The following is a 23,604-nucleotide window of genomic DNA, read 5'->3' as shown; positions in this document are numbered from 1 at the left end:
ACTGAACCATGAAGATAAAAGACATTGTGGTTGGTTTCGGTACCCAGGTACGCAGTATCTGTATGGTCGGGTCCAACGCCTTCAAAAAGCGTGAAACCAAAATGTATCCGGAAGAGCCGGTCAACCCACCCCCACGCTATCGTGGTCGCATTGTGCTGACGCGCGATCCGGATGGTGAGGAGCGTTGTGTTGCTTGTAACCTGTGCGCCGTTGCCTGTCCGGTCGGCTGTATCTCGTTGCAGAAAGCGGAAATGAAGGATGGCCGTTGGTATCCCGAGTTTTTCCGCATCAACTTCTCGCGCTGCATTTTCTGCGGCTTTTGTGAGGAAGCGTGCCCGACCACCGCGATTCAGCTGACGCCGGATTTTGAAATGGGCGAGTACAAGCGCCAGGATCTGGTGTACGAGAAACAAGATCTGTTGATCTCAGGGCCCGGTAAATACCCGGAATACAACTTCTACCGGATGGCGGGTATGGCTATCGATGGGAAAGAGAAGGGCGACGCCGAAAACGAAGCCAAACCCATTGATGTCAAAGGCCTGTTGCCCTAAGGAGCCGAGCATGGAATTCGCGTTTTATGCATCGGGGTTAATCGCCATTCTGGCGACCCTACGTGTGATTACTCACACTAACCCTGTACATGCATTGTTGTATTTAATCGTCTCGCTGCTGGCTATCTCCGGTGTATTTTTCTCGCTGGGGGCGTATTTCGCCGGGGCGGTAGAAATCATCGTTTATGCCGGTGCCATCATGGTGCTGTTCGTGTTTGTGGTGATGATGCTGAACTTGAATAGCGTAGACCAACAGGAAAGTGCCTGGTTGAAACCGAGCGTGTGGATTGGCCCGGCGGTGCTGGCGCTGGTTCTGCTGCTCGTAGTGGTTCGCGCCATTTTCAGTATCAGCAGCGCGGAAATCACAGGGAACATGATTGATGCCAAAGCCGTTGGCATCACGCTGTTTGGACCTTATGTGTTGGCGGTGGAATTGGCCTCTATGCTGTTGCTGGCCGGGCTGGTGGTAGCGTTCCACGTGGGCCGTGAGGACAAGATGGTCGATAGCCAGACTAAAGAAGAGATCGAGAAGAAACTGGCGGAGGAGCGTGCATGATCCCGTTACAACATGGGTTAGCTTTGGCTGCCATTTTATTTTTTCTCGGCCTGACGGGCCTGATTATTCGGCGTAACCTCTTGTTTATGCTGATTAGTCTGGAAGTGATGATCAATGCCGCCGCGCTGGCGTTTGTGGTTGCCGGCAGCTATTGGGGGCACGCGGATGGGCAGGTGATGTATGTTCTGGCGATCACGCTGGCGGCAGCGGAAGCCAGCATCGGTCTGGCGCTGTTGCTCCAGATGTATCGCCGTCGTCATACCCTGAATATCGATACTGTCAGTGAGATGCGCGGATGAACTTACTCTACTTAACCATATTATTCCCGCTGCTCGGCTTTTTGCTGTTGGCATTTTCGCGCGGTCGCTGGTCGGAAAACACCGCGGCTACCGTGGGTGTGGGTTCTATCGGGTTGGCCGCATTGACCACCTGCTGGGTCGCGATGGATTTCTTTGCGCAGCACCATGATGGCGGCGTGACCTTTTTCACGCAACATCTGTGGACCTGGATGGCAGTCGGCAATTTTAACATTGCCTTCCGTCTGGCGCTGGATGGTTTGTCTCTTACCATGCTGTCGGTGGTGACGGGCGTTGGCTTCTTTATTCATCTGTTCGCCTCCTGGTACATGCGCGGTGAAGAGGGCTACTCTCGCTTCTTCGCCTACACCAACCTGTTTATTGCCAGCATGGTGATCCTGGTGTTGGCGGATAACCTGCTGCTGATGTACCTCGGCTGGGAAGGGGTAGGGCTGTGCAGTTATCTGCTGATCGGTTTCTACTACACCAATCCGAAGAACGGTGCGGCGGCGATGAAAGCCTTCGTCGTGACACGCGTCGGTGACGTATTCCTGGCGTTTGCGCTGTTCATCCTGTTCAAAGAGTTGGGCACGCTTAATTTCCGCGAACTGATGGTGTTGGCACCGCAGAAACTGGCAGAAGGGTCTCCGGCAATTACCTGGGCAACGCTGATGTTGCTAGGTGGCGCGGTGGGTAAATCTGCCCAGTTACCGCTGCAAACCTGGTTGGCGGATGCGATGGCTGGTCCAACGCCGGTTTCCGCGCTGATCCACGCCGCGACCATGGTAACGGCTGGGGTTTACCTGATTGCCCGGACCAACGGTTTGTTCCTGATGGCGCCGGATGTGCTGCATCTGGTGGGTATCGTCGGTGCCGTGACGCTGGTGCTGGCGGGATTTGCCGCGTTGGTACAGAGCGACATCAAACGCGTGTTGGCCTACTCCACCATGAGCCAGATTGGTTACATGTTCCTGGCGCTGGGCGTGCAGGCGTGGGATGCGGCGATTTTCCACCTGATGACGCATGCCTTCTTTAAAGCGTTGTTGTTCCTGGCCTCCGGCTCGGTGATTCTTGCCTGCCATCACGAACAGAACATCTTCAAGATGGGCGGACTGCGTAAAACCATTCCGTTGGTGTACGTCAGTTTCCTGATTGGCGGCTCGGCGCTGGCGGCACTGCCGTTGGTCACCGCCGGCTTCTTCAGTAAAGATGAAATCCTGGCGGGTGCCTGGGCTAACGGTCATATGGATTTGATGATGGCGGGGCTGGCCGGGGCGTTTATGACCTCGCTGTACACCTTCCGCATGATTTTCATCGTGTTCCATGGCGAAGCGAAAACCAAAGCGCACGCAGGCAAAGGGCTGTCTCACCACATTCCGTTACTGGTGCTGATGGTACTCTCCACGTTCGTCGGTGCACTGATTGTGCCGCCGTTGCACGGTGTGCTGCCACAGACCACGGAACTCGGTCATGACCGAACCTTGACGCTCGAAATTGCGTCTGGCGTGGTGGCGATTGCCGGTATTCTGCTGGCCGCGGTGCTGTGGCTGGGTAAACGCCAGTTTGTGACCAGCGTCGCGCAGAGTGCTCCGGGTCGCTTCTTCTCCACCTGGTGGTTCCACGCCTGGGGATTTGACTGGCTGTATGACAAAGTCTTCGTACAACCGTATCTGGCGATTGCCAAACTGCTACAACGCGATCCGTTGAACGCGATGATGGGCTTGCCTGCCGTGGTGGTGCGTTGGAGCAACAAAGGGTTGGCCGTCAGTCAGAATGGTCAGCTGCGCTGGTATGTTGCGTCAATGGGCATAGGGGCGGTTGTGGTGCTGGCATTGTTACAGTTTATCTGATGGCCTGTTATCTGATGCCCCATTATCAGGTGACACCGTGCCGTGAGATAAACGCGATGAAAAACACGCAGTAATGATGCGCAGGGGCGGGAAGCCAATACGAATGGCTACCGCCACAGCAAGTTTTCAGATTTCTTAAAATTAGGGACGCAAAACGCCATGCTACTACCTTGGCTAATACTTCTCCCCTTTATCGGCGGCCTGCTGTGCTGGCAGCTCGAGCGCTTCGGCACCCGCGTGCCGCGCTGGATCGCACTGATATCGATGGGGTTAACGCTGGTGCTGTCGCTGCTGCTTTGGTTGCAGGGCGGGTACTCTTTAACGGCGCAGGCTGATGTGCCGCTCTGGCAGTCTGAATACAACGTGCCGTGGATTCCTCGCTTCGGTATCGGTATTCACCTGGCGCTGGATGGGTTGTCGCTGCTGATGGTAGTGCTGACCGGTCTGCTGGGGGTGTTGGCAATCCTGTGTTCGTGGAATGAAATCCAACGTTATCAGGGCTTCTTCCACCTGAACCTGTTGTGGATCCTGGGCGGCGTGATTGGCGTGTTCCTGGCGATTGACATGTTCCTGTTCTTCTTCTTCTGGGAGATGATGCTGGTGCCGATGTATTTCCTCATCGCACTGTGGGGACATAAAGGTTCCGATGGGAAAACGCGTATTACCGCGGCCACCAAGTTCTTTATCTACACCCAGTCCAGCGGCTTGATCATGCTGATTGCTATTCTGGCGCTGGTGTTTGTGCATCACGATGCCACTGGGGTGTGGACCTTTAGTTACACCGATCTGCTGCACACTCCGATGTCGCGCGGCGTGGAATACCTGCTGATGCTGGGCTTCTTTATCGCCTTTGCGGTGAAAATGCCGGTTGTGCCGCTGCACGGTTGGTTGCCGGATGCGCACAGTCAGGCGCCGACGGCGGGTTCTGTCGACCTGGCGGGTATCTTGCTGAAAACAGCGGCCTACGGTCTGCTGCGTTTCAGCCTGCCGCTGTTCCCCAATGCGTCCCATGAATTTGCGCCTATCGCGATGTGGCTGGGTGTTATCGGTATCTTCTACGGCGCCTGGATGGCGTTTATGCAGACCGATATCAAGCGCCTGATTGCCTACACGTCGGTGTCTCACATGGGCTTTGTGATGATTGCCATCTACTCCGGTAGCCACCTGGCGTATCAGGGGGCCGTCATTCAGATGATTGCGCACGGACTTTCTGCGGCCGGTCTGTTTATTCTGTGCGGCCAGCTTTACGAGCGTCTGCATACGCGTGATTTGCGTCAGATTGGTGGCCTGTGGGCGCGCATTCGTTTCTTGCCCGCACTGTCGCTGTTCTTTGCGGTAGCGACGCTGGGGATGCCGGGCACCGGCAACTTCGTCGGCGAGTTTATGATTCTGTTCGGTAGCTACCCTGTGGTGCCGGTGATCACTGTGATTTCGACGTTTGGTTTGGTGTTTGCCTCCGTCTACTCGCTGGTGATGATGCAACGCGCTTACTACGGCACGCCCAAATCCGAGGAAAAACTGCCGGGGCTGTCCACCCGTGAATTGTCGATGGTGATGTTGCTGGTGGTATTGCTGGTGCTGCTCGGGTTGTTCCCGCAGACCATCCTGAATACGTCTGATGCGGCAATGGCTAATATCCAGCATTGGTTTATGTCATCAGTGACTGATTCAACACTTTCAACGACAAGGCCGTAATTCGCCATGACAATAACTCTTCAACACCTGGTCGCGCTTCTGCCGCTGTTAATCGTCGGTTTGACCGCCGTGGTTGTGATGCTGTGCATTGCGTGGCGACGCAACCATTTCTTCAATGCCACTGTCACGGTGATCGGTCTTAACATTGCGTTGTTCTCGCTGATTCTGGTGGGTAACGCGGGGCCGATGGACGTGACGCCGTTGCTGCGGGTAGACGGTTTCTCCATGTTCTACACCGCGCTGGTGCTGCTTGCCAGTCTGGCGACCTGCACGTTCGCTTACCCGTGGCTGGAAGGCTATCCGGATAACCGCGACGAGTTTTATCTGCTGGTGGCAATTGCTGCGCTGGGCGGTGTTCTGCTGGCCAGTGCTAACCATTTGGCGTCGCTGTTTATCGGTATTGAACTTATCTCACTGCCGCTATTCGGTCTGGTGAGCTATGCGTTTCGCCAGCGTCGCTCGCTGGAAGCTGGCATCAAATATATGCTGCTTTCTGCTGCCGCCTCGTCCTTCCTGCTGTTTGGGATGGCGCTGGTCTATGCTGATTCGGGTAACTTGAGCTTTGCCAGCCTGGGCGCGCGGATGGCAGATCGTACGCTGCACGAGCCGCTGCTGCTGGCTGGTCTCGGCATGATGATTGTCGGTTTGGGATTCAAACTCTCGCTGGTGCCGTTCCACTTCTGGACGCCGGATGTGTATCAAGGTGCCCCGGCACCGGTGTCGACCTTCTTGGCGACCGCCAGCAAGATCGCCATTTTTGGTGCAGTGATGCGTCTGTTCCTCTATGCACCAATGGTTGACAGTGATTCGGTCAGAACGGCGCTGGGTGTTATCGCGTTTGCCTCCATCCTGTTTGGTAACCTGATGGCGGTTGCGCAAAGCAACATCAAACGTCTGCTCGGTTACTCTTCGATCGCTCACCTCGGCTACTTGCTGGTGGCGCTGATTGCCGTACAAACTCACCAGTTGGCATTAGAAACCGTGGGGGTCTATCTGGCGGGCTACCTGTTCAGCAGCCTGGGGGCCTTTGGGGTTGTCAGCCTGATGTCCAGCCCGTACCGTGGCCCGGATGCGGATTCTCTGTTCTCTTATCGTGGGCTGTTCTGGCATAAACCGATTCTGTCTGCGGTCATGACGGTAATGATGCTTTCTCTGGCTGGTATCCCGATGACGCTGGGCTTTTTCGGCAAATTCTATGTATTGGCCGTAGGCGTTGACGCCAAGCTGTGGTGGCTGACGGGTGCGGTGGTGGTGGGGAGTGCCATTGGCCTCTACTACTATCTGCGTGTCATGGTTAGCTTGTATCTGACGGCGCCGCAAGAACGTCAGCGTGATACGCCCAATAACTGGGCGCTGACCGCAGGCGGCGTGGTGGTGTTGATTTCAGCCATCGCCGTGCTGCTGTTGGGGTTGTATCCGCAGCCGCTGATTTCACTGGTGCAGATGGCGCAGCCGTTGATGTAATACACTCGCGTTGCGCTATAAAAGCCTCCGCAGCCGTTACCCGGTTGCGGCGGCTTTTTTTTGCGCGTCTGGCTGTCATGTTGGTGTGTTGTTTACCCTGGTTTCTATTTTCGGAATGGTCTGTGGTGATCAAGGCCCTACTGTGTGAAGAACTTGACTATAGTTAATCTACCGTTAAGTTAAATAACATGGAGTCGATTATGGCTGAAAAAAAACAACCCACAGAAGATATTCGTATTGAAGATGATGCGAAATTATTAGCCGATACATTAGATGATATATTGCGTTATTCTGGTGATAGTGCCGATGAAGCTTATATTACATTGAAGAAAAATGCGGAGAATGCCCTATTGGAAGTTAAATCGAGATTAGGTATTTCCGACAGTTATTATGCTAAGGCGAAACAAGTCGCCAATCGTGCGGACGGTTATGTGCATAAAAAACCGTGGCACAGTGTAGGCGTAGGCGCATCGTTAGGGATTGTGCTCGGTCTGCTATTGGCACGCCGTTAACGTGATTTTTCAATAGGGTACGGTGATAATATGATTATTACCGTGCTGTTTTTTTGCTTTTCTTTATTCGCTGACTATATTAAAGAAAATATTATCTTAGGGTATTATATCATGGTGTGTTACGGAATAAATGCGCCACTTATTTATCGATGCTAAATATCTTTTTTATAAGCGAAGATTCTCATTTTTTTTTCCAGGGATAATTTTGTTTCTTCCTGGCTTCCATATCTGCTACTGTGTTGCCGTCATTAACGTTACTCTTACCTGTAAATAATATCACTAACGGATAAGTGCATTACTGTCTGGATACGAGGCTGATGCAGGTATTATCATCATACACGTCGGTTGAGACACTCTGCTGTATAAACCGGCATTGCCAGAATGCATGAAGATATTGAGGAGAACCATCAAGCATGAAGACGCCAAGGCCTCGATGGAACAGATGCACCTTGCTTTCTTCCCGGCCATCTCTGCTTACTTCGGAGCAGAACAGACTGAGCCGCAAACACGCCTTACCTCAATCATTGTCAAATGCATGGGGTGTTGAAGCGTTACAACTTGATGAAGAGGCGATGCAGCATCAGTCTTTAACGCTAAAGCAACTGCGCCTGTGTTTACCCGACGGCACGTTGATCGACGCTGCCAGATTGCCAGGGCTGTGTTGTGCAGTACCGTTGGATCACCATTTGGCACCACAGCTGCAACAGGTGGATGTGCTGTTGGCGCTCCCTTCCAACGAGCATCAGTGCGATGCGTTACCTCACCCTTCTCGTGTTCAGGAACCGCCTGCATTAGCCTATGGTGTGAACGCGCCGGAGAGAGTACCCCGAGAGTTAGGTATGGCCGCGAGCGCTGCAATTTGTGTACGCTTTAGCGTTGATGAAAACCGTGATTATCACACGTATCCCATTGCGCGACTTAACCGCAATGGGCAAGGACGTTGGGAAATCGATGCGTCTTTCATCCCACCGTTGCTAACGTTTTCCGCCTCGCCGATGCTGGTGGCGCAGTCGAAGCAACTGTTGTCGCGTTCTCGCAGCAAACGTCGCCGTCTGCTGGCGCTGCGCCATGAACAACCCAGAAAGCATGGACAGCCCGATATCCCACTGTTTTGGTTGTTGAACGTGCTAAATCGCTACGAGTCCGTGCTGAGTGAAATTAGCCAGGCAACCGCGTTGCACCCGGAATTGGTCTATCGTGAGCTGGTTAAGTTAGCCGGGCCGCTGTTGCCCTATACGCAAGCGTGGAGCGCGGCGGATATTCCTCGCTATGATCACATTCGCCTCGCAGAGGTGTTTTCGTCTCTCTTTTCACTACTCAGTGCGTTACTTGAAACCTGTATGCCCGCCAGAACCGTGGGGATCGCGTTAAGGCGTGAAAAAGACCATCTGTGGGTCGGGCAGTTACAGCCGCATAATCTGGATTCTGTCTCTGAGATTTATCTTTTGGCGCACTCATCCTGGTCTTCGCAGCGGTTGCGTGCGCATATCATGACGCAGTGTGCGGTTGGCACACGACATGCCGTCCGTGTGCGCCAAGACGCAGAGAGTCAGGACAAACCGTTGCAACCGGTTAATGACATCCCTGCGGTTATTCCTCTGAATTGGGAAAACCTCTGCTTTAGCGTCGACCTTGAGCATTCCGGCGTACAGGATGCGCTGGCTTCCGGACACTGCGCTATCTCGGTGCCCGATCACTGTGGTGATTTATCGCTGAGACTTTTCGCCGTACTGAAGGAGTAAACCGTGGTTTTCCCCTCAAAGTTCGGTATCAGACAGCCAATAAATCGCCTCATAAGGGCGCAACGTCAGTGAAACCGGGGTGCACGGGGGATCATCATAGTTGCTTAGCAGCAGGCGCCAGCGCTGTGGGAACGGCTGGTTAGGCAGCGCGTAATACTGTATTTCCCGACTCAGATTGGCGAGCACCAGCAACTGTTGTCCCTGCCAGCGGCGGCGATAGAACCAGAGGGTTGGATGCTCAGGGGCCAGGTCGTGATAGTCACCATAGGTCAGCAGTGGCAGCGCTTTACGCAGGGCGATCAACCGTTGGTAGGTGTAAAACACCGAGTGCGGATCGGCCAGTGCCTGCGATACGTTAATCTCCGCGTAACCTGTTCCGGGGGATATCCAGGGCTTACCTGACGTAAAACCTGCCGACGGCGCAGCTGACCATTGCATCGGGCTGCGCCCGTTATCGCGTGATTTGTGGGCGAGAATACGCAACACCTGCGCGGGTGTTTCACCTTTGGCGAGATGTTCCGCGTAGACATTCAGGCTTTCTATATCGCGATAGTGCTCAAGGGTGTCATAGCCGGGGTTGGTCATACCGATCTCTTCCCCTTGATAAATATAGGGGGTACCCTGCATGCCGTGCAGCACCATCGCCAACATTTTGGCTGACGGTGTGCGATAGTCGCCCTCATCGCCAAAGCGAGAAACGATGCGTGGCTGATCGTGATTACACCAAAATAGTGCACTCCAGGCTTTATTATGCATACCGCGTTGCCAGGTATTAAATAACGCTTTCAACGCAATGAAATCCGGGGCAGCCAGTGTCCACTTTTCTCCGCCCGGATAATCCACTTTTAGATGATGGAAGTTAAACGTCATTGACAATGCATTACCCGTCAGTGGGGCATAGTGTTGGCAGTTCTCTAAGGTGGTCGAAGACATTTCACCGACGGTCATGAGTTTGCGCGGTGAGAATACGGTGCGGTTGAATTCGTGAAGAAATTCCACCATACGTGGCCCATCGGTGTAAAAGCGGCGACCGTCACCTTCGCTATCCGAAGGGAAATCCTGCTGTTTCGACACCAGATTGATCACATCCAGACGCAGGCCATCCACCCCTTTATCCGCCCAAAAGTGACAGATCGCTTGCAACGCCTCACGCACCGGCGCGTGCTCCCAGTTCAAATCGGCCTGTTGTGGTGCGAACAGATGCAGGTAATGTTGCTGGCTGGCGGCATGCCACTGCCAGGCGCTGCCGCCGAATTTTGAACGCCAGTTGTTGGGGGGCGACGTTTCTGTTCCCGCGCGCCAGCAGTAAAACGCGCGATAGTCGCTATCAGGCGTTTGGGCCTGTATAAACCAAGGGTGCTGCGTAGACGTATGGTTAAACACCATATCCATAATGATACGCATACCGCACCCGTGAGCTTGCGCGATCAACGTTTCCATATCGTGCATCGTGCCATAGACGGGATCGATGTCGCAGTAGTCAGCAACGTCGTAACCATTATCCACCTGCGGCGAGGGATATACCGGTGTAAGCCACAGCGCATCGACGCCTAACTGTTGCAGATACTCCAGACGCGAAATAATTCCTTGCAGATCGCCAGTGCCAGAACCGGTGCTGTCCTGAAAACTTTTGGGATAGATTTGATAGATGACGCCATTGCGCCACCAAGGAAGCGGTGCTGTCATACCATTACCCATTTGCGCTTTACCTGTACGCTAGTTATAGGACGCAATTACCCATTGGGCAATGCGCCCAGTCGTTGTTTACGCCGGTACACCGTGGTGGTCAGTATCACGGGTATCACGACTGCGATCTCCATGGCGACCAGATAGACGCTCCAAAATGAGGGTTTGATGGACAGTATGCCGGGTAAGCCACCCACGCCAATGCCATTGGTCATCACGCCGCTCATGCCGCACAAGAGTGCCGCCAGCGCGGAGCCAATCATGGCACACAGCATGGGAAAGCCGTATTTGAGGTTGATACCATACATGGCGGGTTCTGCCACGCCCAACATAGCGGAAATCGCCGCTGGCATGGAAGTCTCTCGTTCATCACCTTGCGACTGATCAGCATAATGCCAATCACCGCAGAGCCCTGGGCAATGTTTGACAGTGCAATCAGTGGCCAAACCGGGGTGTTTCCCATACTTTGAATCATTTGCAAATCGATAGCCAACGTCGTTTGGTGTACGCCAGTAATCACCAGTAGCGCATAGAGAAAGCCAAACAGCGCCGCGCCGATAGGGGCAAAACTGCCGGTCATCACGTTTGTGATTGCCCAAGCGATACCATCCCCAATGCTGCGCCCAATCGGGCCGATGACCGTGTGCGCCAGAAATACCGCCAGCAGCAGCGACAGCACCGGGACACTCACCAGATGCAGCGAAGACGGTATCCATTTTTTAAGACGCCGTTCAATCATTGCCAGCATAATACCCGCCAGCAGGGAAGGGATGACCTGTGCCTGATAGCCGATACGCTGTACCGTAAACCCGCCAAAGTCCCACACCGCCGGTATTTGCTGACCGATAGAATAGGCATTCATCAACTGAGGGGAAACGAGCGTGATACCGAGAATGATGCCCAGCACCGGTGTGCCACCCATTTTTTTTACCGCCGACCAGCAGATCGCCACAGGCAGATAGTAGAAGATGGCTTCACCCAGCAGCCAGAGAAAATCATAGATCGTGCGGCATACTGGGCTGCGCTCGATCAGCGACAGACCTTCAACCAGCGGAATGTCCCCGATAACGTTGCGGACGCCGAGGATCAAACCGCCACTGATCAAGGCTGGCAACAGCGGGTAAAAGATCTCCGCGAAATGTGAAATAGCCCGTTCCCACAGTGACATTTTATGGCGCATGGCGTGCCGGGCTGCGTCTTGCTTTTCAGGGGCTTTACCGATGGCGGCCTGTAATGCCTGGTAATAGGCTTCAACGTCAGTACCGATGACGATTTGGCATTGGCCGCCATGGGTAAAACACCCTTTGACTACGGAAAGCGCTTTGATGTTGTCGATATTAGCCTGTTCGGGGTGTTGTAATACCAGGCGTAATCGAGTGATACAGTGCGTCAGTGTGACAATGTTCTGTCTCCCTCCGAGCTGCGTAATTAAGTCTTCGATCGTTTGTGGCTCTACCTTGCTAATTTTTCTACCCTTTTCTTTGGATGGGGCGAAGTGGTGGATCAAGGATAGGCAACGATGCGTCGGTAATCGCCAGTGAGCGGGGATTACGAGCGAATTATTAGATTTGTCAGGCACCAAGCGATAAACCTGATGCCTGCGGCGCGTTGAACGCGTCATTTATTGGAAAGGTAAGGTCGCGTTGCGCAGTTTACGTCGATAGACCGCCATGTTTAACAGCGCTGGTATCACGATGGCAATCGCCATTGCCGCCAAGTAGATGCCCCAATACATCGGCTTGATGGATAAAATACCGGGTAAACCACCAACGCCAATGCCGTTCGCCGTGACGCCGACAAGCCCACACAGCAACCCAGCCAGGGCTGATCCCGTCATGGCGCACAGCATCGGGAAGCCGTATTTTAGATTGATGCCGTACATGGCCGGCTCAGTGACGCCCAGCATGGCAGACAGTGCCGCTGGCACGGAAACTTCGCGTTCATTGTGTCGGCGACTAATGATAATGATACCAATCACGGCGGAGCCCTGGGCAATATTTGATAATGCAATCAGTGGCCATACTGGCGTTCCTCCCATGCTATGAATCATTTGCATATCAATGGCCAGCGTCGTTTGGTGCACGCCAGTAATGACCAACGGCGCGTAGAAAAATCCAAACAGTGCGGCCCCTATTGGTGCGAAACTGCCGGTCATCAGTCCTTTCACCACCCAGGCGACGCCGTCACCGATCAAGCGGCCAAACGGGCCAATCACGGCATGCGCCAGTGCCACAGAGGCCAGCAGAGCGGTGACAGGCACGACAACCAGATAGAGTGAGTCAGGCACCCATTGTTTTAACCGCGTTTCGATCATCGCCAGCGTAATGCCAGCCAACAGCGACGGGATAACTTGTGCCTGATAGCCAACCTTTTCGATGGCAAACCAGCCAAAGTCCCAAACGTCAGGGATTTGCTGACCTATCTGGTAGGCATTCATCAGTTGCGGCGACACTAAGGTAATGCCCAGGATGATGCCCAATACTGGCGTCCCGCCCATTTTCCGCACGGTCGACCAGCAAATGGCGACTGGAAGGTAGAAGAAGATAGCTTCACCCAACAGCCAGAGAAAATCATACAGTGATTGCCAGGTAGGATGGCGTTGGATCAGGGTTTGCCCGTCAGAAAACGGAATATCGCCAATCACGTTACGCAAACCCAGAATCAGCCCGCCGCTGATGAGCGCAGGCAGTAGCGGGAAGAAAATCTCAGCAAAGTGAGAAATTCCGCGCTCGAGAGTCGTCATATTATTGCGTGCTGACTGACGCACACTCTCTTTGTTGGCGTTGACCTTACCCGTGCGTGCGCTAAGTGCCTGAAAATAATCGCCCACCTCAGTGCCAATCACCACCTGAAACTGCCCAGCGGTGATGAAACAGCCTTTGACCATCGGTAGCATTTCAATACCTTTGGAATCGGCCAGGGCAGGGTCTTGCAACACGAAACGCAGGCGGGTAATGCAGTGAGTGAGCGTGACGATATTATCAGCTCCGCCCAGCAGCGTGATTAATCGCTCAATATCTTGTTGTTGTACCTTGCTCATTGCGCGTCCTTGTGTGAATACCCAGAGTGAACAGGTTTAAGGATAGGTAATGAACGTGCAGCAGGGGAAACAAGATAGCCGCAGTGCGATCGCAATCAACTAATCGCGGTTGTTACAGTCGGTTCTTGGCAGAATGGGAAGGTGAGCTGAGAGAAAAACAAAGGCCGCCTGATGAGAAAAAGCGGCCTTAGTGAGGAAAGTGGCTGTTATCAGAACGGGCTGATGATTGAGCCGATACGTTCGCAGTAGCTGACATAGACATTCCCCATTTTTTTGAAGAATTTACTGATATCACGGAACATTTTCATAATCAGTCTCCTTGGGTTCATTAATAAGTGTGATGTTCATCACGTTTTAAAGAGTAGCCCAAAGAGAACGGCGTTTCAACATTTTTGTGACGAATATCACTCTTTTTTGCTGGAACAACATTCACCAACTGTGCGTTGGCCTATCGTGACGCCGTGCGCTGCAAGCAATAACGGTTTTGATCGTAAATGTTATCTCCAATTTTTTCTGCGGCGAGTAGGCGCTCGACAAACACAAAGCCCAAGCGTTGTGCCAGCGCATTGCTGCGCTGATTCACTGTGGCTGCCTTGATGATGAAGGTGTCCAGTATGGCGGCATCGGTAAATGAATCAATTAACAACTGGATTGCCTGTGAAGCGATGCCTTGCCCTTGAAAGCGTTCAGCCATCCAATAACCAATCTCTCCCTGAGAGGCTTTCAGGCTGTTAAAGGATGCCACGCCGGCCATTTCTCCCTGCCAGCGAATGAGATAGACCGCTGTGCGTCCAGCAAAAAAATCCGCCCGGTTCTTTCTGATCGTGGTCAGGGTATCTTCAGTGTGTTGCACGCTGTCTGGCCACGCCAGAGTGTGGCGCAGACGCGCCTTTTCCTGTTGTATCAGCGAAAACAGCGCGGGGGCATCGTGCTCTTCTTGCAATGCCAATGTGAGATGTGGTGGGCGATGTAGCTTGTGCAGTGCGTGTAACATGGAAGCTCCCTGCTGTTGTTTTATGTGGTGTGCATCGGTAGGATGCAGTGAAAGTCTTGCTATCCGATAGCATATGATTCTACTGTGCTGATCTGTTGGGTCAACGTCTTCCATTCTGAGGTTTTATGAAGCAGAAGCATTTGCAATGCACGGCCCCATCGTACGGGCGCGCTCCCTGGATAGTCACCGGTATGGTGATGTTGCTGGCAACCTGGAGCGGGGGGGATTTGCCTCCGCGACGCTGATGACCGTGAAAGCCTCCGCTATTCACCCTACCCAGCCCGCGATAGGCAGGGCAGAAGTCGCCTACGAGCTCGCCCACTACCGACAAAAACCGCGCGCGCTGTTTGATGATTTCTGTAAGGGAGAAGGGGCGGGGAAAGTGGCTGATTTTTCGGACGCCTCGACCCTTGCCACCGCCACGAGTTTTCGCTGTGCGAAACCCGCCGGAACACATCCCGATGCGGTAAAATCGGCAGTGATTGCCCCGGATGGTCAGGTTTACCTGACAGACGGCCATCACTCGGTAAGCGCATTGCGCGCCAGCACGCCGGATAGCGATATCACGGTGTCATTGCGTATTACTGATGATTTGCGCCAGTTACCCTCAATGGCGGCGTTCTGGGATTACATGCAACAACATCATCTGGTGTGGCTGGAAGGCAATACGGGCAAAATTGCACCGCAGGCACTGCCTACTCAAGTGAGTATCGACGCCATGCAGGACGATCCCTATCGCTCAGTGCTCTATTTCTTACGGGGTATTGCCTATGAACGGCCGGAACCCTCCCCCCCGTTTTTAGAGTTTTATCTGGGCGCCTGGCTGAAAAGTCAGATGGCGATTACGCCCGCGGATACGGCAACATCGCAGGCCTACTTTGCTCTGTTGCAAAAGGCGGCGCAGCTTCTGATACAGGCATCACCGCAAACCCATACCTTACCTGACGCCGCTTCACCGACCTTAAGCCAACTGGGACAACTGCGCGAGGTTAATCATAAAAAATTGAACAAGCTGAATAACCCGGATGGCAAGCTGGCGCTGTTGTATTCGACGCCGTAGGAGCGCCATGCGCCACAGGGCGCATGGCCATTTTTGTTCGGCATATAAACTGCACGCGACCCCGAGACGTGCCTGTGGCATAATGCGCGTTAAATCACACTTTTTATTTGAGTCAACGCCGTGTTAAGTACCAACAACATTACCATGCAGTTTGGCAGCAAGCCGCTTTTTGAAAATATCTCCGTCAAGTTTGGCAACGGCAACCGCTACGGGTTGATTGGTGCTAACGGCTGCGGTAAATCCACGTTTATGAAGATCCTGGGGGGCGATCTGGTGCCGAGTGGCGGCAACGTTGCCCTCGATCCGAATGAGCGTCTGGGTAAGCTGCGTCAGGATCAGTTTGCGTTTGAAAATTTCAGCGTACTGGATACCGTGATCATGGGGCACGCTGAACTCTGGACGGTAAAAGAAGAGCGTGACCGTATTTACGCATTGCCGGAAATGAGCGAGGAAGACGGCTATAAAGTCGCCGATCTGGAAGTCAAATACGGCGAAATGGACGGTTATAGTGCAGAATCCCGCGCCGGAGAACTGCTGTTAGGCGTGGGTATCCCGCTGGAACAGCATTACGGTTTGATGAGTGAAGTCGCTCCCGGCTGGAAACTGCGCGTACTGTTGGCGCAGGCGTTGTTCTCCAACCCAGATATTTTGCTGCTCGATGAACCGACCAACAACCTGGATATCGACACGATTCGCTGGCTGGAAAATGTGCTGAACGAACGTAACAGCACCATGATCATCATTTCCCACGATCGCCACTTCCTGAATATGGTGTGTACCCACATGGCGGACTTGGATTACGGTGAACTGCGCGTTTATCCGGGGAATTACGATGAATATATGACGGCGGCCACGCAGGCGCGTGAACGTCTGTTGTCAGACAACGCTAAGAAAAAAGCGCAGATTGCCGAACTGCAATCCTTCGTTAGCCGCTTTAGTGCCAACGCCTCGAAATCACGTCAGGCAACGTCTCGTGCACGCCAAATCGAAAAAATTCAACTTGATGAAGTGAAAGCCTCTAGCCGCCAGAACCCTTTTATTCGCTTCGATCAGGACAAGAAATTGTTCCGTAATGCGTTGGAAGTGGAGGCTCTGGCCAAGGGCTTTGACAACGGTCCGCTGTTCTCTGGCCTTAACCTGTTGATTGAAGTGGGCGAGAAAGTTGCCATCCTGGGGACTAACGGGATTGGTAAAACCACGCTGCTGAAAACCCTGGTGGGTGAGTTGACCGCGGATAAAGGCGCTGTTAAGTGGTCTGAAAATGTCAACATCGCTTACTACGCACAGGATCATGAATACGAATTTGATGGCGATCTGACGGTGTTTGACTGGATGAGCCAATGGAAGCAGGAAAAGGATGACGAACAGGCCGTACGCAGCGTACTGGGTCGTTTGCTGTTTGGTCAGGACGATATCAAGAAGAAAGTGAAAGTGCTCTCTGGGGGCGAAAAAGGCCGCATGCTGTTTGGCAAGCTGATGATGCAGCGCCCCAATATTCTGGTGATGGACGAACCCACCAACCACTTAGACATGGAATCGATTGAAGCACTTAACATGGCGCTGGAGCTTTATCAGGGCACCTTGCTGTTTGTCTCCCATGACCGCGAGTTCGTCAGCTCGCTGGCCACGCGCGTACTGGAAATTACGCCCAACAAAGTGGTCGACTTTACCGGCAGTTACGAAGATTACCTGCGCAGCCAGGGTATTGAGTAAGCCATAGCCTTTGCCACTCTGCTGTGTGCGAGTCTTCGCGCACAGCGGGTGTTCCGTATAACATCCTCGCTCGTGTCTCCTTGCTCGCTACCTACTATATCGCCACAAATACATAGGATCTTGCAATCGCTGCCTTCACCACGGTGTGCCGCGAAGATCCCCATTACTCCGCTACTCCCTTAGGGTTATAGTTTCTATTATTTATTATTTTCATCAGTCAGCCCTAAGCTATTGGTGCTCTTTTGTCTTTCCCTCTACATGAGCGATATATTCTGCGTTGTGATGTGATTCAAAAAATTTGCGCTAAAGATTTTTATTTAACTAAATTATTTAAAGAGAACATTGAAGGATTCTATGTTGACCGTCATGAATCATCGAAATAAGAGAAATTGGGAAAAAATATGATTAATATATCTTTTGATTTTAAATCAATGCATTAGATTATTTCGTTTTAAAGGTTAATCGATTAAGCACCGGTTTTCTGGTGTGCAACAAATAGCGAAAATTAGTTATTGAGATTATTTCTCATTTAAATTCGGTGTAGATAAATAAAATAAAAGGGTGATGCGTAAACAATCACACTTATAACAGAAATAAGCAGGCTAATGTTCTGCTGCTTGATGAAGATCAAGTCTGTTAAATGAATTTCCTCATTACCATACCCGTACACATGTTGTGTGTTATACCCCACACCGTTGACGTTGCAGGTGCGTCGGCTATCTTTCTTACTCCGCCAGACTTATCCACATCAGTTTTCAGGAGTACGTGAGGCAGTCGTGTATCCGCTTTTCGAAATCCATTGGGTAAGCTCCGTTCTGGTTACAGGAGAATAATAAAAAATGACTGGGGAAAATGTAATGCTTTCCCATCACGGTGTTAATCGCCGTGATTTTATGAAGTTATGTGCAGCACTTGCCGCATCGATGGGGCTAGCGGATTCCGCTGCCGCAGAGATTGCGCAATCCCTTGGCTCCGTGCAACGTCCGCCGGTGCTGTGGATTGGCGCTCAGGAGTGTACGGGTTGTACCGAATCCCTGCTGCGTGCGACTCACCCGACGATTGAAAATTTGCTCCTGAACACCATTTCGCTGGAGTACCACGAGGTACTTTCCGCTGCGTTTGGTGAACAGGCAGAAGAGAACAAACACCGCGCTATTGAACAGTACAAAGGTAAGTATGTGCTGGTGGTGGATGGTTCTATTCCGATTAAGGATGGCGGCATCTACTGCATGGTGGCTGGCAAGCCCATCGTCGATCATATTCGTGAAGCCGCAGAACATGCAGCGGCGATTATTGCCATCGGCTCCTGTTCTGCCTGGGGGGGGGGTTGCCGCCGCAGGGAGCAACCCGACCGGCGCGGTCAGTCTGGAAGCGGTACTGCCGGGCAAAACCGTTATTAATATCCCCGGTTGCCCACCGAACCCGCACAACTTTTTGGCGACCGTGGCGCATATCATCACTTATCAACGTGCGCCGGCATTGGATGCCAAAGGCCGTCCCACTTTCGCCTATGGTCGCCTGATCCATGAGCATTGTGAACGTCGTCCACACTTTGACGCGGGCCGTTTTGCCAAAGAGTTTGGCGATGACGGGCATCGCCAAGGCTGGTGTCTGTACCATCTGGGATGCAAAGGACCGGAAACCTACGGCAACTGCTCTATCATTGAATTCTGCGACGTCGGTGGCGGTATCTGGCCAGTAGGGATTGGTCACCCGTGCTATGGCTGTAACGAAGAGGGTGTCGGCTTTAAGAAAGGGATCTTCCAGTTGGCGAATGTGGAGAACCCTACACCGCGTGCGCAAAAACCGACGGTAGATCGTCCCGAAGGGGGGGAAGTCTCCGCCACGGCGGTGGGTCTGCTTGGCGCGGTTCTGGGCGTGGTCGGCGGCGTCAGCTTGATGGCAGTGAGGGAATTGGGGCGTCAACAGAAAAATGCTCAGCAAAAACAGGGGCAGCAAGACGCCGGTAACGATTCCCGGGAGGGCTAAGCCGTGAACAGACGCAATTTTTTCAAGCTAGCCTCAGCCAGTGCGGTCATGGCGGGAACGCCGTTTGCCGCCAAGGCAGCGGCGACCAATCGACCGCCGATCCCCGGTGCATTGGGCATGCTTTACGACTCAACGCTGTGCGTAGGGTGTCAGGCATGCGTGACCGAGTGTCAGCAGGTTAATGAATCGGCCTATCGACCGGACAGTCAGATTTATGCCGGTGGTTCACCAACCTGGTCCAACAATGACAAGCTGAGTCCTTACACCAACAACATCATTCAGGTGTGGAGCAGCGGTTCGGGTCAAAACAAAGACCAGGTCGATAACGGTTATGCCTACATCAAGAAGCAGTGCATGCACTGTGTCGATCCGAACTGTGTCTCAGTCTGTCCGGTCAGCGCGCTGAAAAAAGATGCCAAAACCGGCGTCGTGCATTATGACGCCAGTGTTTGCACCGGTTGTCGTTACTGCATGGTGGCGTGCCCGTTCAACATCCCCAAATACGACTACGAAAACCCGTTCGGCAAGCTGCACAAGTGTGAACTGTGCAACCAGAAAGGGCTGGAGCGGTTAGATAAAGGCGGCATGCCGGGATGCGTGGAAGTGTGCCCAACCGGCGCGGTGATCTTTGGAACTCGTGAAGAGTTGCTTGATGAAGCCAAACGCCGTATGGCAATGAAACCGGGTGATGAGTACCACTATCCGCGTCAGACGCTGGCGACCAAAGACACTTACCTGCACACCATTCCGACCTACGATCGCCATATTTACGGCGAAACTGAGGCGGGCGGTACCCAGGTACTGGTAATGGCAGGGGTTCCCTACCAAAACCTCGATCTGCCGCAACTGGATGAGCTGTCTACCGGCGCGCGCTCTGAGCACGTTCAGCACACCTTGTATAAAGGCATGGTGTTGCCGCTGGCGGTGTTAGCCGGGCTTTCTGTGCTGGTGCACCGTAACACTCGGGATGAACGCAAGGCGGATGATGAAGATCACGCCGAACCGCATCATCCGAAGAAAGATCAGGAGAACGATCATGACGGCGCATAAAGCCAGCCCGCTGGGCGGGCGTCTGGTCAGTTGGCCGGTGATGCTGTTGGCACCGCTTGCGGTGATTTGCGGCGTATTGATTCTGCGGCGGCTTATCTTTGGTATCGGTGCGGTAGCAGCCCTGAACGGGGGCTATCCGTGGGGGCTGTGGATCGCGTTTGACCTGCTGGTGGGCACTGGGTTTGCCTGTGGCGGTTGGGCGCTGGCCTGGGCGGTTTATGTGTTTAACCGTGGGGAATATCACCCCCTGGTGCGTCCGGCGCTGTTAGCCAGCCTGTTCGGCTACTCGCTGGGTGGGCTGTCCATCACCATTGACGTTGGTCGTTACTGGAACCTGCCGTACTTTTACATTCCCGGTTTCTTCAACACCAACTCGGTGCTGTTTGAAACCGCGGTCTGTATGACCATCTACATCGGGGTCATGGCGTTGGAGTTTGCGCCCGTGGTGTTCGAACGGTTCGGGTGGAAGAAAGCGCTGAAGCACCTCAACAAGGTGATGTTCTTTATCATCTCGCTCGGCGCATTGCTGCCTACCATGCACCAATCCTCCATGGGGTCGTTGATGATCTCGGCCGGGTATAAGGTGCATCCGCTGTGGCAAAGCTATGAGTTGTTGCCGCTGCTGTCGTTGTTGACGGCCTTTATCATGGGCTTCTCCATCGTGACGTTTGAAGGATCGCTGGTGCAGGCCGGGTTGAAAGGGCGTGGACCCAATGAACGCTCGCTGTTTACCAAACTGAGTGCAATCACGCAGGTATTGCTAGTGCTGTTCCTGGTGCTGCGCTTTGGCGAACTGTTGTGGCACAACAAAACCGGCTACCTGTTCGTCGGCGGTCTCAGCATGCTGTTCGGGGCGGCACTGTGGCGTTTGAGCTACTCATTGCTGGCGTTCAATCCTGGCGGTGGCTACCACTACTTCCCTGCGGCACAAGAAGTGCTGATCTCCATGGGATTTGTCGCCATTGAAGTGTGCGCATACATCTTGTTAATCCGGTTGTTGCCGGTTCTTCCCGCACTGGGAAGCGTTCATAAGAATTATCAGGCCGAGGTAAAGCATGAGCCAACGCATCACCATTGATCCTATTACCCGTATCGAAGGGCACCTGCGCATTGATTGCGAAATTGAGCAAGGGAAAGTCACTAGAGCCTGGTCTTCTGGGACCATGTGGCGGGGAATGGAAGAAATTGTTAAAGGTCAGGATCCGCGCGATGCGTGGATGATTGTGCAGCGTATCTGTGGGGTATGTACCACGGTGCACGCCATCGCTTCAGTGCGTTCGGTGGAAAACGCGCTCGGGTTAAACGTACCGGTCAATGCACAGTACATCCGTAACCTGATTCTGGCTGCACACAGCATTCATGACCATATTGTCCACTTCTACCAGCTGTCGGCGCTCGATTGGGTCGATGTGACGGCGGCGTTGAATGCGGATCCGAACAAGGCGGAAGCCCTGCTGAAAGGTGCATCCACCTGGTCGTTGAACAGCGCGGCAGAGTTCACCAAAGTGCAGCAGAAGATCAAAGATCTGGTGGCCAGCGGTCAACTGGGGATCTTCGCCAACGGCTATTGGGGGCACCCGGCCATGGCGCTGCCGCCGGAAGTGAACCTGATTGCCGTTGCTCACTACCTGCAAGCGCTGGAATGCCAGCGTGATGCGAACCGTGTCGTTGCCATTCTGGGCGGTAAAACGCCACACATCCAGAACCTGGCAGTCGGCGGTGTGGCAAACGCGATCAACCTGGATGCCCCTGCGGTGCTGACCATGGAACGCCTGATGTACGTGAAATCGTTCATCGATCGTCTGGGCGATTTTATCGAGCAGGTTTACAAAGTGGATTGCGCGGTTATCGCTGCGCACTACCCTGAGTGGCTGACGTTGGGCAAAGGAGCCGATCACTACCTGAGCGTGCCTGAATTACCGACCGACAACAAAGGCGGCAGCTTCCTGCTGACCGGCGGTTATCTGGAAAACGGGGATTTCAGCAAATATCGTCCGATCACCAGCCACAACGATGCGTTTTTGATCGACGGCATCAAAGAAAGTGGTAAGCACGCTTGGTATAAAGATGATGAACCACTGGCACCGTGGGAAGGGCTGACTCGCCCCAACTACACCGGCTGGCAGGATGATGGCAAATAAACCTGTGTCAAAGCGCCGACCTTCTACGGCAAAACCGTCGAAGTTGGGCCGCTGGCCTGGTTGCTGTGCGGTTTGGCGGCCAAACATAAAGATACGGAAACCCATTTCGCGCAGGTCGCTGGCCTGTATAAAGCGCTGACCGGTAAAACGCTGGAAGAGAAGCACCTGCACTCTACCTTAGGTCGTGTGATTGGTCGCACCGTGCATTGCTGCGTGCTGAAAGATACCTTGGCGCAGCAGTGGCAGGCACTGGTGACCAATATTGGTAAAGGTGACCATCAGACCTTTATCAAGCCGGAGTTTACCCCGGACAAGGAGTACCGTGGCGTCGGGTTTGGCGAAATGCCGCGCGGTATGTTGTCGCACTGGATTGTGTTCAAGAACGGCAAGATCACCAACTATCAGGCGGTCGTGCCCTCAACCTGGACCTCCGGACCGCGTAACTTTGAAGGGGTTCCTGGGCCTTACGAGCAATCGCTGGTGGGCACGCCAGTGGCCGATCCGCACAAACCGCTGGAAGTGGTGCGTACCATTCACTCCTTTGACCCCTGCATGTCTTGTGCCGTGCACGTGGTTGACGCGGTGAACGGTAATGAAGTCACCCGCGTGAAAGTGCTGTAACGGTCACGCTGTTGTTCGTCATTCCCGCACTGGCGGGAATGACGAGAAGGATGTCGTAAAAGGGTTCATCATGAAAACATTGGTGTTAGGGATTGGCAACTTGCTGCTGAGCGATGAAGCGGTGGGTGTGCGCATTATCGAAGCCTTGGAACGGCAATACGCGTTCTCGCCGGAGATTGATATCGTCGATGGCGGCACAGCAGGCATGGAGTTGCTTGAAACCATGGCCAAACGTGAGCACATGATCGTTGCCGTTGCCGATGCCGTGCTGACTGGCTGCGCACCGGGCACCGTGACCGTGCTGCGCGACAACGAAGTGCCTGCGCTGTTTACCCGCAAAATTTCCCCGCACCAGTTAGGGTTGGCGGATGTGCTGATGGCGTTACAACTGACGGATGAGTTTCCTCGTCGGTTGTTGCTGGTGGGTGTGGAGCCGCAGTCATTGGAACCGACGATTGGGCTGAGCGACTGCGTGCAGCGTGCTGTCGAACCTGCTCTGGCGCAGATCCTGGCGGCGTTGAGTGCAAGTGGTATTACGATTCGCAGGAAAACGCCACAGGAACAGGCGGCGTATCCAACCACCTGCCTGTCGGTGGAGCTCTGTGTATGAGTACCTGCGTAGACGATCCCTCCGCTGTGGCAGA

General features: G+C 53.5%; 16 protein-coding genes and 3 pseudogenes. 15 read left to right on the top strand and 4 right to left on the bottom strand.

Annotated features, from left to right (window positions below):
• Positions 1 to 8: 8 nt before the first annotated feature.
• From nuoI to tssK, 8 genes are all read left to right on the top strand, one after another.
• The gene (nuoI, locus tag K6K13_RS13975; RefSeq protein WP_222157554.1) at positions 9 to 551 is read left to right on the top strand and encodes an NADH-quinone oxidoreductase subunit NuoI; all 543 of its coding nucleotides are present in this window, start codon (positions 9 to 11) and stop codon (positions 549 to 551) included.
• Between the two features lie 10 nt (positions 552 to 561).
• The gene (gene nuoJ / locus K6K13_RS13970) at positions 562 to 1,107 is read left to right on the top strand and encodes an NADH-quinone oxidoreductase subunit J (RefSeq protein WP_222157553.1); all 546 of its coding nucleotides are present in this window, start codon (positions 562 to 564) and stop codon (positions 1,105 to 1,107) included.
• Positions 1,104 to 1,406 carry an NADH-quinone oxidoreductase subunit NuoK gene (nuoK, locus tag K6K13_RS13965; protein WP_222157552.1) on the top strand — a complete coding sequence of 101 codons (303 nt, stop codon included), beginning with the start codon at positions 1,104 to 1,106 and terminating at the stop codon, positions 1,404 to 1,406. Before nuoJ ends, nuoK begins: the two co-directional genes overlap by 4 nt.
• On the top strand, positions 1,403 to 3,253 hold the full coding sequence (gene nuoL, locus K6K13_RS13960) for an NADH-quinone oxidoreductase subunit L (protein ID WP_222157551.1): 1,851 nt from the start codon (positions 1,403 to 1,405) through the stop codon (positions 3,251 to 3,253). The genes nuoK and nuoL overlap by 4 nt, the downstream gene beginning before the upstream one ends.
• A gap of 159 nt (positions 3,254 to 3,412) precedes the next feature.
• Positions 3,413 to 4,948 (top strand): NADH-quinone oxidoreductase subunit M, encoded by a 1,536-nt coding sequence (gene nuoM, locus K6K13_RS13955; RefSeq protein WP_222157550.1) that lies wholly within the window; start codon positions 3,413 to 3,415, stop codon positions 4,946 to 4,948.
• A gap of 6 nt (positions 4,949 to 4,954) precedes the next feature.
• Positions 4,955 to 6,412: an NADH-quinone oxidoreductase subunit NuoN gene (gene nuoN, locus K6K13_RS13950; RefSeq protein ID WP_222157549.1), complete on the top strand. Its 1,458-nt coding sequence runs from the start codon at positions 4,955 to 4,957 to the stop codon at positions 6,410 to 6,412.
• A 200-nt stretch (positions 6,413 to 6,612) separates the two neighbouring features.
• Positions 6,613 to 6,924, top strand: coding sequence for a stress response protein ElaB (elaB, locus tag K6K13_RS13945; RefSeq protein ID WP_222157548.1), 312 nt, complete (start codon positions 6,613 to 6,615; stop codon positions 6,922 to 6,924).
• Between the two features lie 572 nt (positions 6,925 to 7,496).
• The gene (tssK, locus tag K6K13_RS13940) at positions 7,497 to 8,666 is read left to right on the top strand and encodes a type VI secretion system baseplate subunit TssK (protein ID WP_252120292.1); all 1,170 of its coding nucleotides are present in this window, start codon (positions 7,497 to 7,499) and stop codon (positions 8,664 to 8,666) included.
• Positions 8,667 to 8,681: 15 nt separating this feature from the next.
• Here tssK and treC read toward each other — a convergent pair whose 3' ends face one another.
• The 4 genes and pseudogenes from treC to K6K13_RS13920 all read right to left on the bottom strand — a co-directional run bounded on the left by treC (position 8,682) and on the right by K6K13_RS13920 (position 14,386).
• Complete coding sequence (gene treC / locus K6K13_RS13935; protein WP_222157546.1) at positions 8,682 to 10,352, bottom strand: alpha,alpha-phosphotrehalase; 1,671 nt, start codon at positions 10,350 to 10,352, stop codon at positions 8,682 to 8,684.
• A 47-nt stretch (positions 10,353 to 10,399) separates the two neighbouring features.
• Positions 10,400 to 11,817: pseudogene (gene treB, locus K6K13_RS13930) on the bottom strand (PTS trehalose transporter subunit IIBC).
• A gap of 156 nt (positions 11,818 to 11,973) precedes the next feature.
• Positions 11,974 to 13,392 carry a PTS trehalose transporter subunit IIBC gene (treB, locus tag K6K13_RS13925; protein WP_222157545.1) on the bottom strand — a complete coding sequence of 473 codons (1,419 nt, stop codon included), beginning with the start codon at positions 13,390 to 13,392 and terminating at the stop codon, positions 11,974 to 11,976.
• Positions 13,393 to 13,840: 448 nt separating this feature from the next.
• On the bottom strand, positions 13,841 to 14,386 hold the full coding sequence (locus tag K6K13_RS13920; RefSeq protein WP_222157544.1) for a GNAT family N-acetyltransferase: 546 nt from the start codon (positions 14,384 to 14,386) through the stop codon (positions 13,841 to 13,843).
• A 145-nt stretch (positions 14,387 to 14,531) separates the two neighbouring features.
• Here K6K13_RS13920 and K6K13_RS13915 point away from each other — a divergent pair, with 145 nt between their 5' ends.
• The 7 genes and pseudogenes from K6K13_RS13915 to K6K13_RS13885 all read left to right on the top strand — a co-directional run bounded on the left by K6K13_RS13915 (position 14,532) and on the right by K6K13_RS13885 (position 23,570).
• A complete protein-coding gene (locus K6K13_RS13915; protein ID WP_222157543.1) occupies positions 14,532 to 15,446 on the top strand; it encodes a ParB/Srx family N-terminal domain-containing protein in 915 nt (304 codons plus the stop codon).
• A 144-nt stretch (positions 15,447 to 15,590) separates the two neighbouring features.
• Positions 15,591 to 17,159: an ABC-F family ATPase gene (locus tag K6K13_RS13910; RefSeq protein WP_434064614.1), complete on the top strand. Its 1,569-nt coding sequence runs from the start codon at positions 15,591 to 15,593 to the stop codon at positions 17,157 to 17,159.
• A gap of 839 nt (positions 17,160 to 17,998) precedes the next feature.
• Positions 17,999 to 19,148: pseudogene (gene hybO / locus K6K13_RS13905) on the top strand (hydrogenase 2 small subunit).
• Positions 19,149 to 19,151: 3 nt separating this feature from the next.
• The gene (gene hybA / locus K6K13_RS13900; RefSeq protein WP_222157541.1) at positions 19,152 to 20,198 is read left to right on the top strand and encodes a hydrogenase 2 operon protein HybA; all 1,047 of its coding nucleotides are present in this window, start codon (positions 19,152 to 19,154) and stop codon (positions 20,196 to 20,198) included.
• Complete coding sequence (gene hybB, locus K6K13_RS13895; RefSeq protein ID WP_222157540.1) at positions 20,185 to 21,276, top strand: Ni/Fe-hydrogenase cytochrome b subunit; 1,092 nt, start codon at positions 20,185 to 20,187, stop codon at positions 21,274 to 21,276. Before hybA ends, hybB begins: the two co-directional genes overlap by 14 nt.
• Positions 21,254 to 22,960, top strand: a pseudogene (gene hybC / locus K6K13_RS13890) (hydrogenase 2 large subunit). Before hybB ends, hybC begins: the two are co-directional and overlap by 23 nt.
• A gap of 70 nt (positions 22,961 to 23,030) precedes the next feature.
• The gene (locus tag K6K13_RS13885; protein WP_222157539.1) at positions 23,031 to 23,570 is read left to right on the top strand and encodes a HyaD/HybD family hydrogenase maturation endopeptidase; all 540 of its coding nucleotides are present in this window, start codon (positions 23,031 to 23,033) and stop codon (positions 23,568 to 23,570) included.
• The last annotated feature ends 34 nt before the right edge of the window (positions 23,571 to 23,604 follow it).

It is taken from the genome of Symbiopectobacterium purcellii (assembly GCF_019797845.1).
GTDB classification, from domain to species: domain Bacteria; phylum Pseudomonadota; class Gammaproteobacteria; order Enterobacterales; family Enterobacteriaceae; genus Symbiopectobacterium; species Symbiopectobacterium purcellii.
The sequence above is the reverse complement of the archived record's forward strand: the minus strand, read 5'-3'. Positions and strand labels throughout refer to the sequence as shown.

Coding starts and splice junctions, on each gene's coding strand:
- nuoI (WP_222157554.1), top strand. CDS start 9: ATGAAGATAAAAGACATTGTGGTTGGTTTCGGTACCCAGGTACGCAGT.
- tssK (WP_252120292.1), top strand. CDS start 7,497: ATGCAGCATCAGTCTTTAACGCTAAAGCAACTGCGCCTGTGTTTACCC.
- nuoN (WP_222157549.1), top strand. CDS start 4,955: ATGACAATAACTCTTCAACACCTGGTCGCGCTTCTGCCGCTGTTAATC.
- K6K13_RS13885 (WP_222157539.1), top strand. CDS start 23,031: ATGAAAACATTGGTGTTAGGGATTGGCAACTTGCTGCTGAGCGATGAA.
- nuoL (WP_222157551.1), top strand. CDS start 1,403: ATGAACTTACTCTACTTAACCATATTATTCCCGCTGCTCGGCTTTTTG.
- K6K13_RS13910 (WP_434064614.1), top strand. CDS start 15,591: ATGCAGTTTGGCAGCAAGCCGCTTTTTGAAAATATCTCCGTCAAGTTT.
- nuoK (WP_222157552.1), top strand. CDS start 1,104: ATGATCCCGTTACAACATGGGTTAGCTTTGGCTGCCATTTTATTTTTT.
- K6K13_RS13920 (WP_222157544.1), bottom strand. CDS start 14,386: ATGTTACACGCACTGCACAAGCTACATCGCCCACCACATCTCACATTG.
- elaB (WP_222157548.1), top strand. CDS start 6,613: ATGGCTGAAAAAAAACAACCCACAGAAGATATTCGTATTGAAGATGAT.
- treC (WP_222157546.1), bottom strand. CDS start 10,352: ATGACAGCACCGCTTCCTTGGTGGCGCAATGGCGTCATCTATCAAATC.
- treB (WP_222157545.1), bottom strand. CDS start 13,392: ATGAGCAAGGTACAACAACAAGATATTGAGCGATTAATCACGCTGCTG.
- nuoJ (WP_222157553.1), top strand. CDS start 562: ATGGAATTCGCGTTTTATGCATCGGGGTTAATCGCCATTCTGGCGACC.
- nuoM (WP_222157550.1), top strand. CDS start 3,413: ATGCTACTACCTTGGCTAATACTTCTCCCCTTTATCGGCGGCCTGCTG.
- hybB (WP_222157540.1), top strand. CDS start 20,185: ATGACGGCGCATAAAGCCAGCCCGCTGGGCGGGCGTCTGGTCAGTTGG.
- K6K13_RS13915 (WP_222157543.1), top strand. CDS start 14,532: ATGCACGGCCCCATCGTACGGGCGCGCTCCCTGGATAGTCACCGGTAT.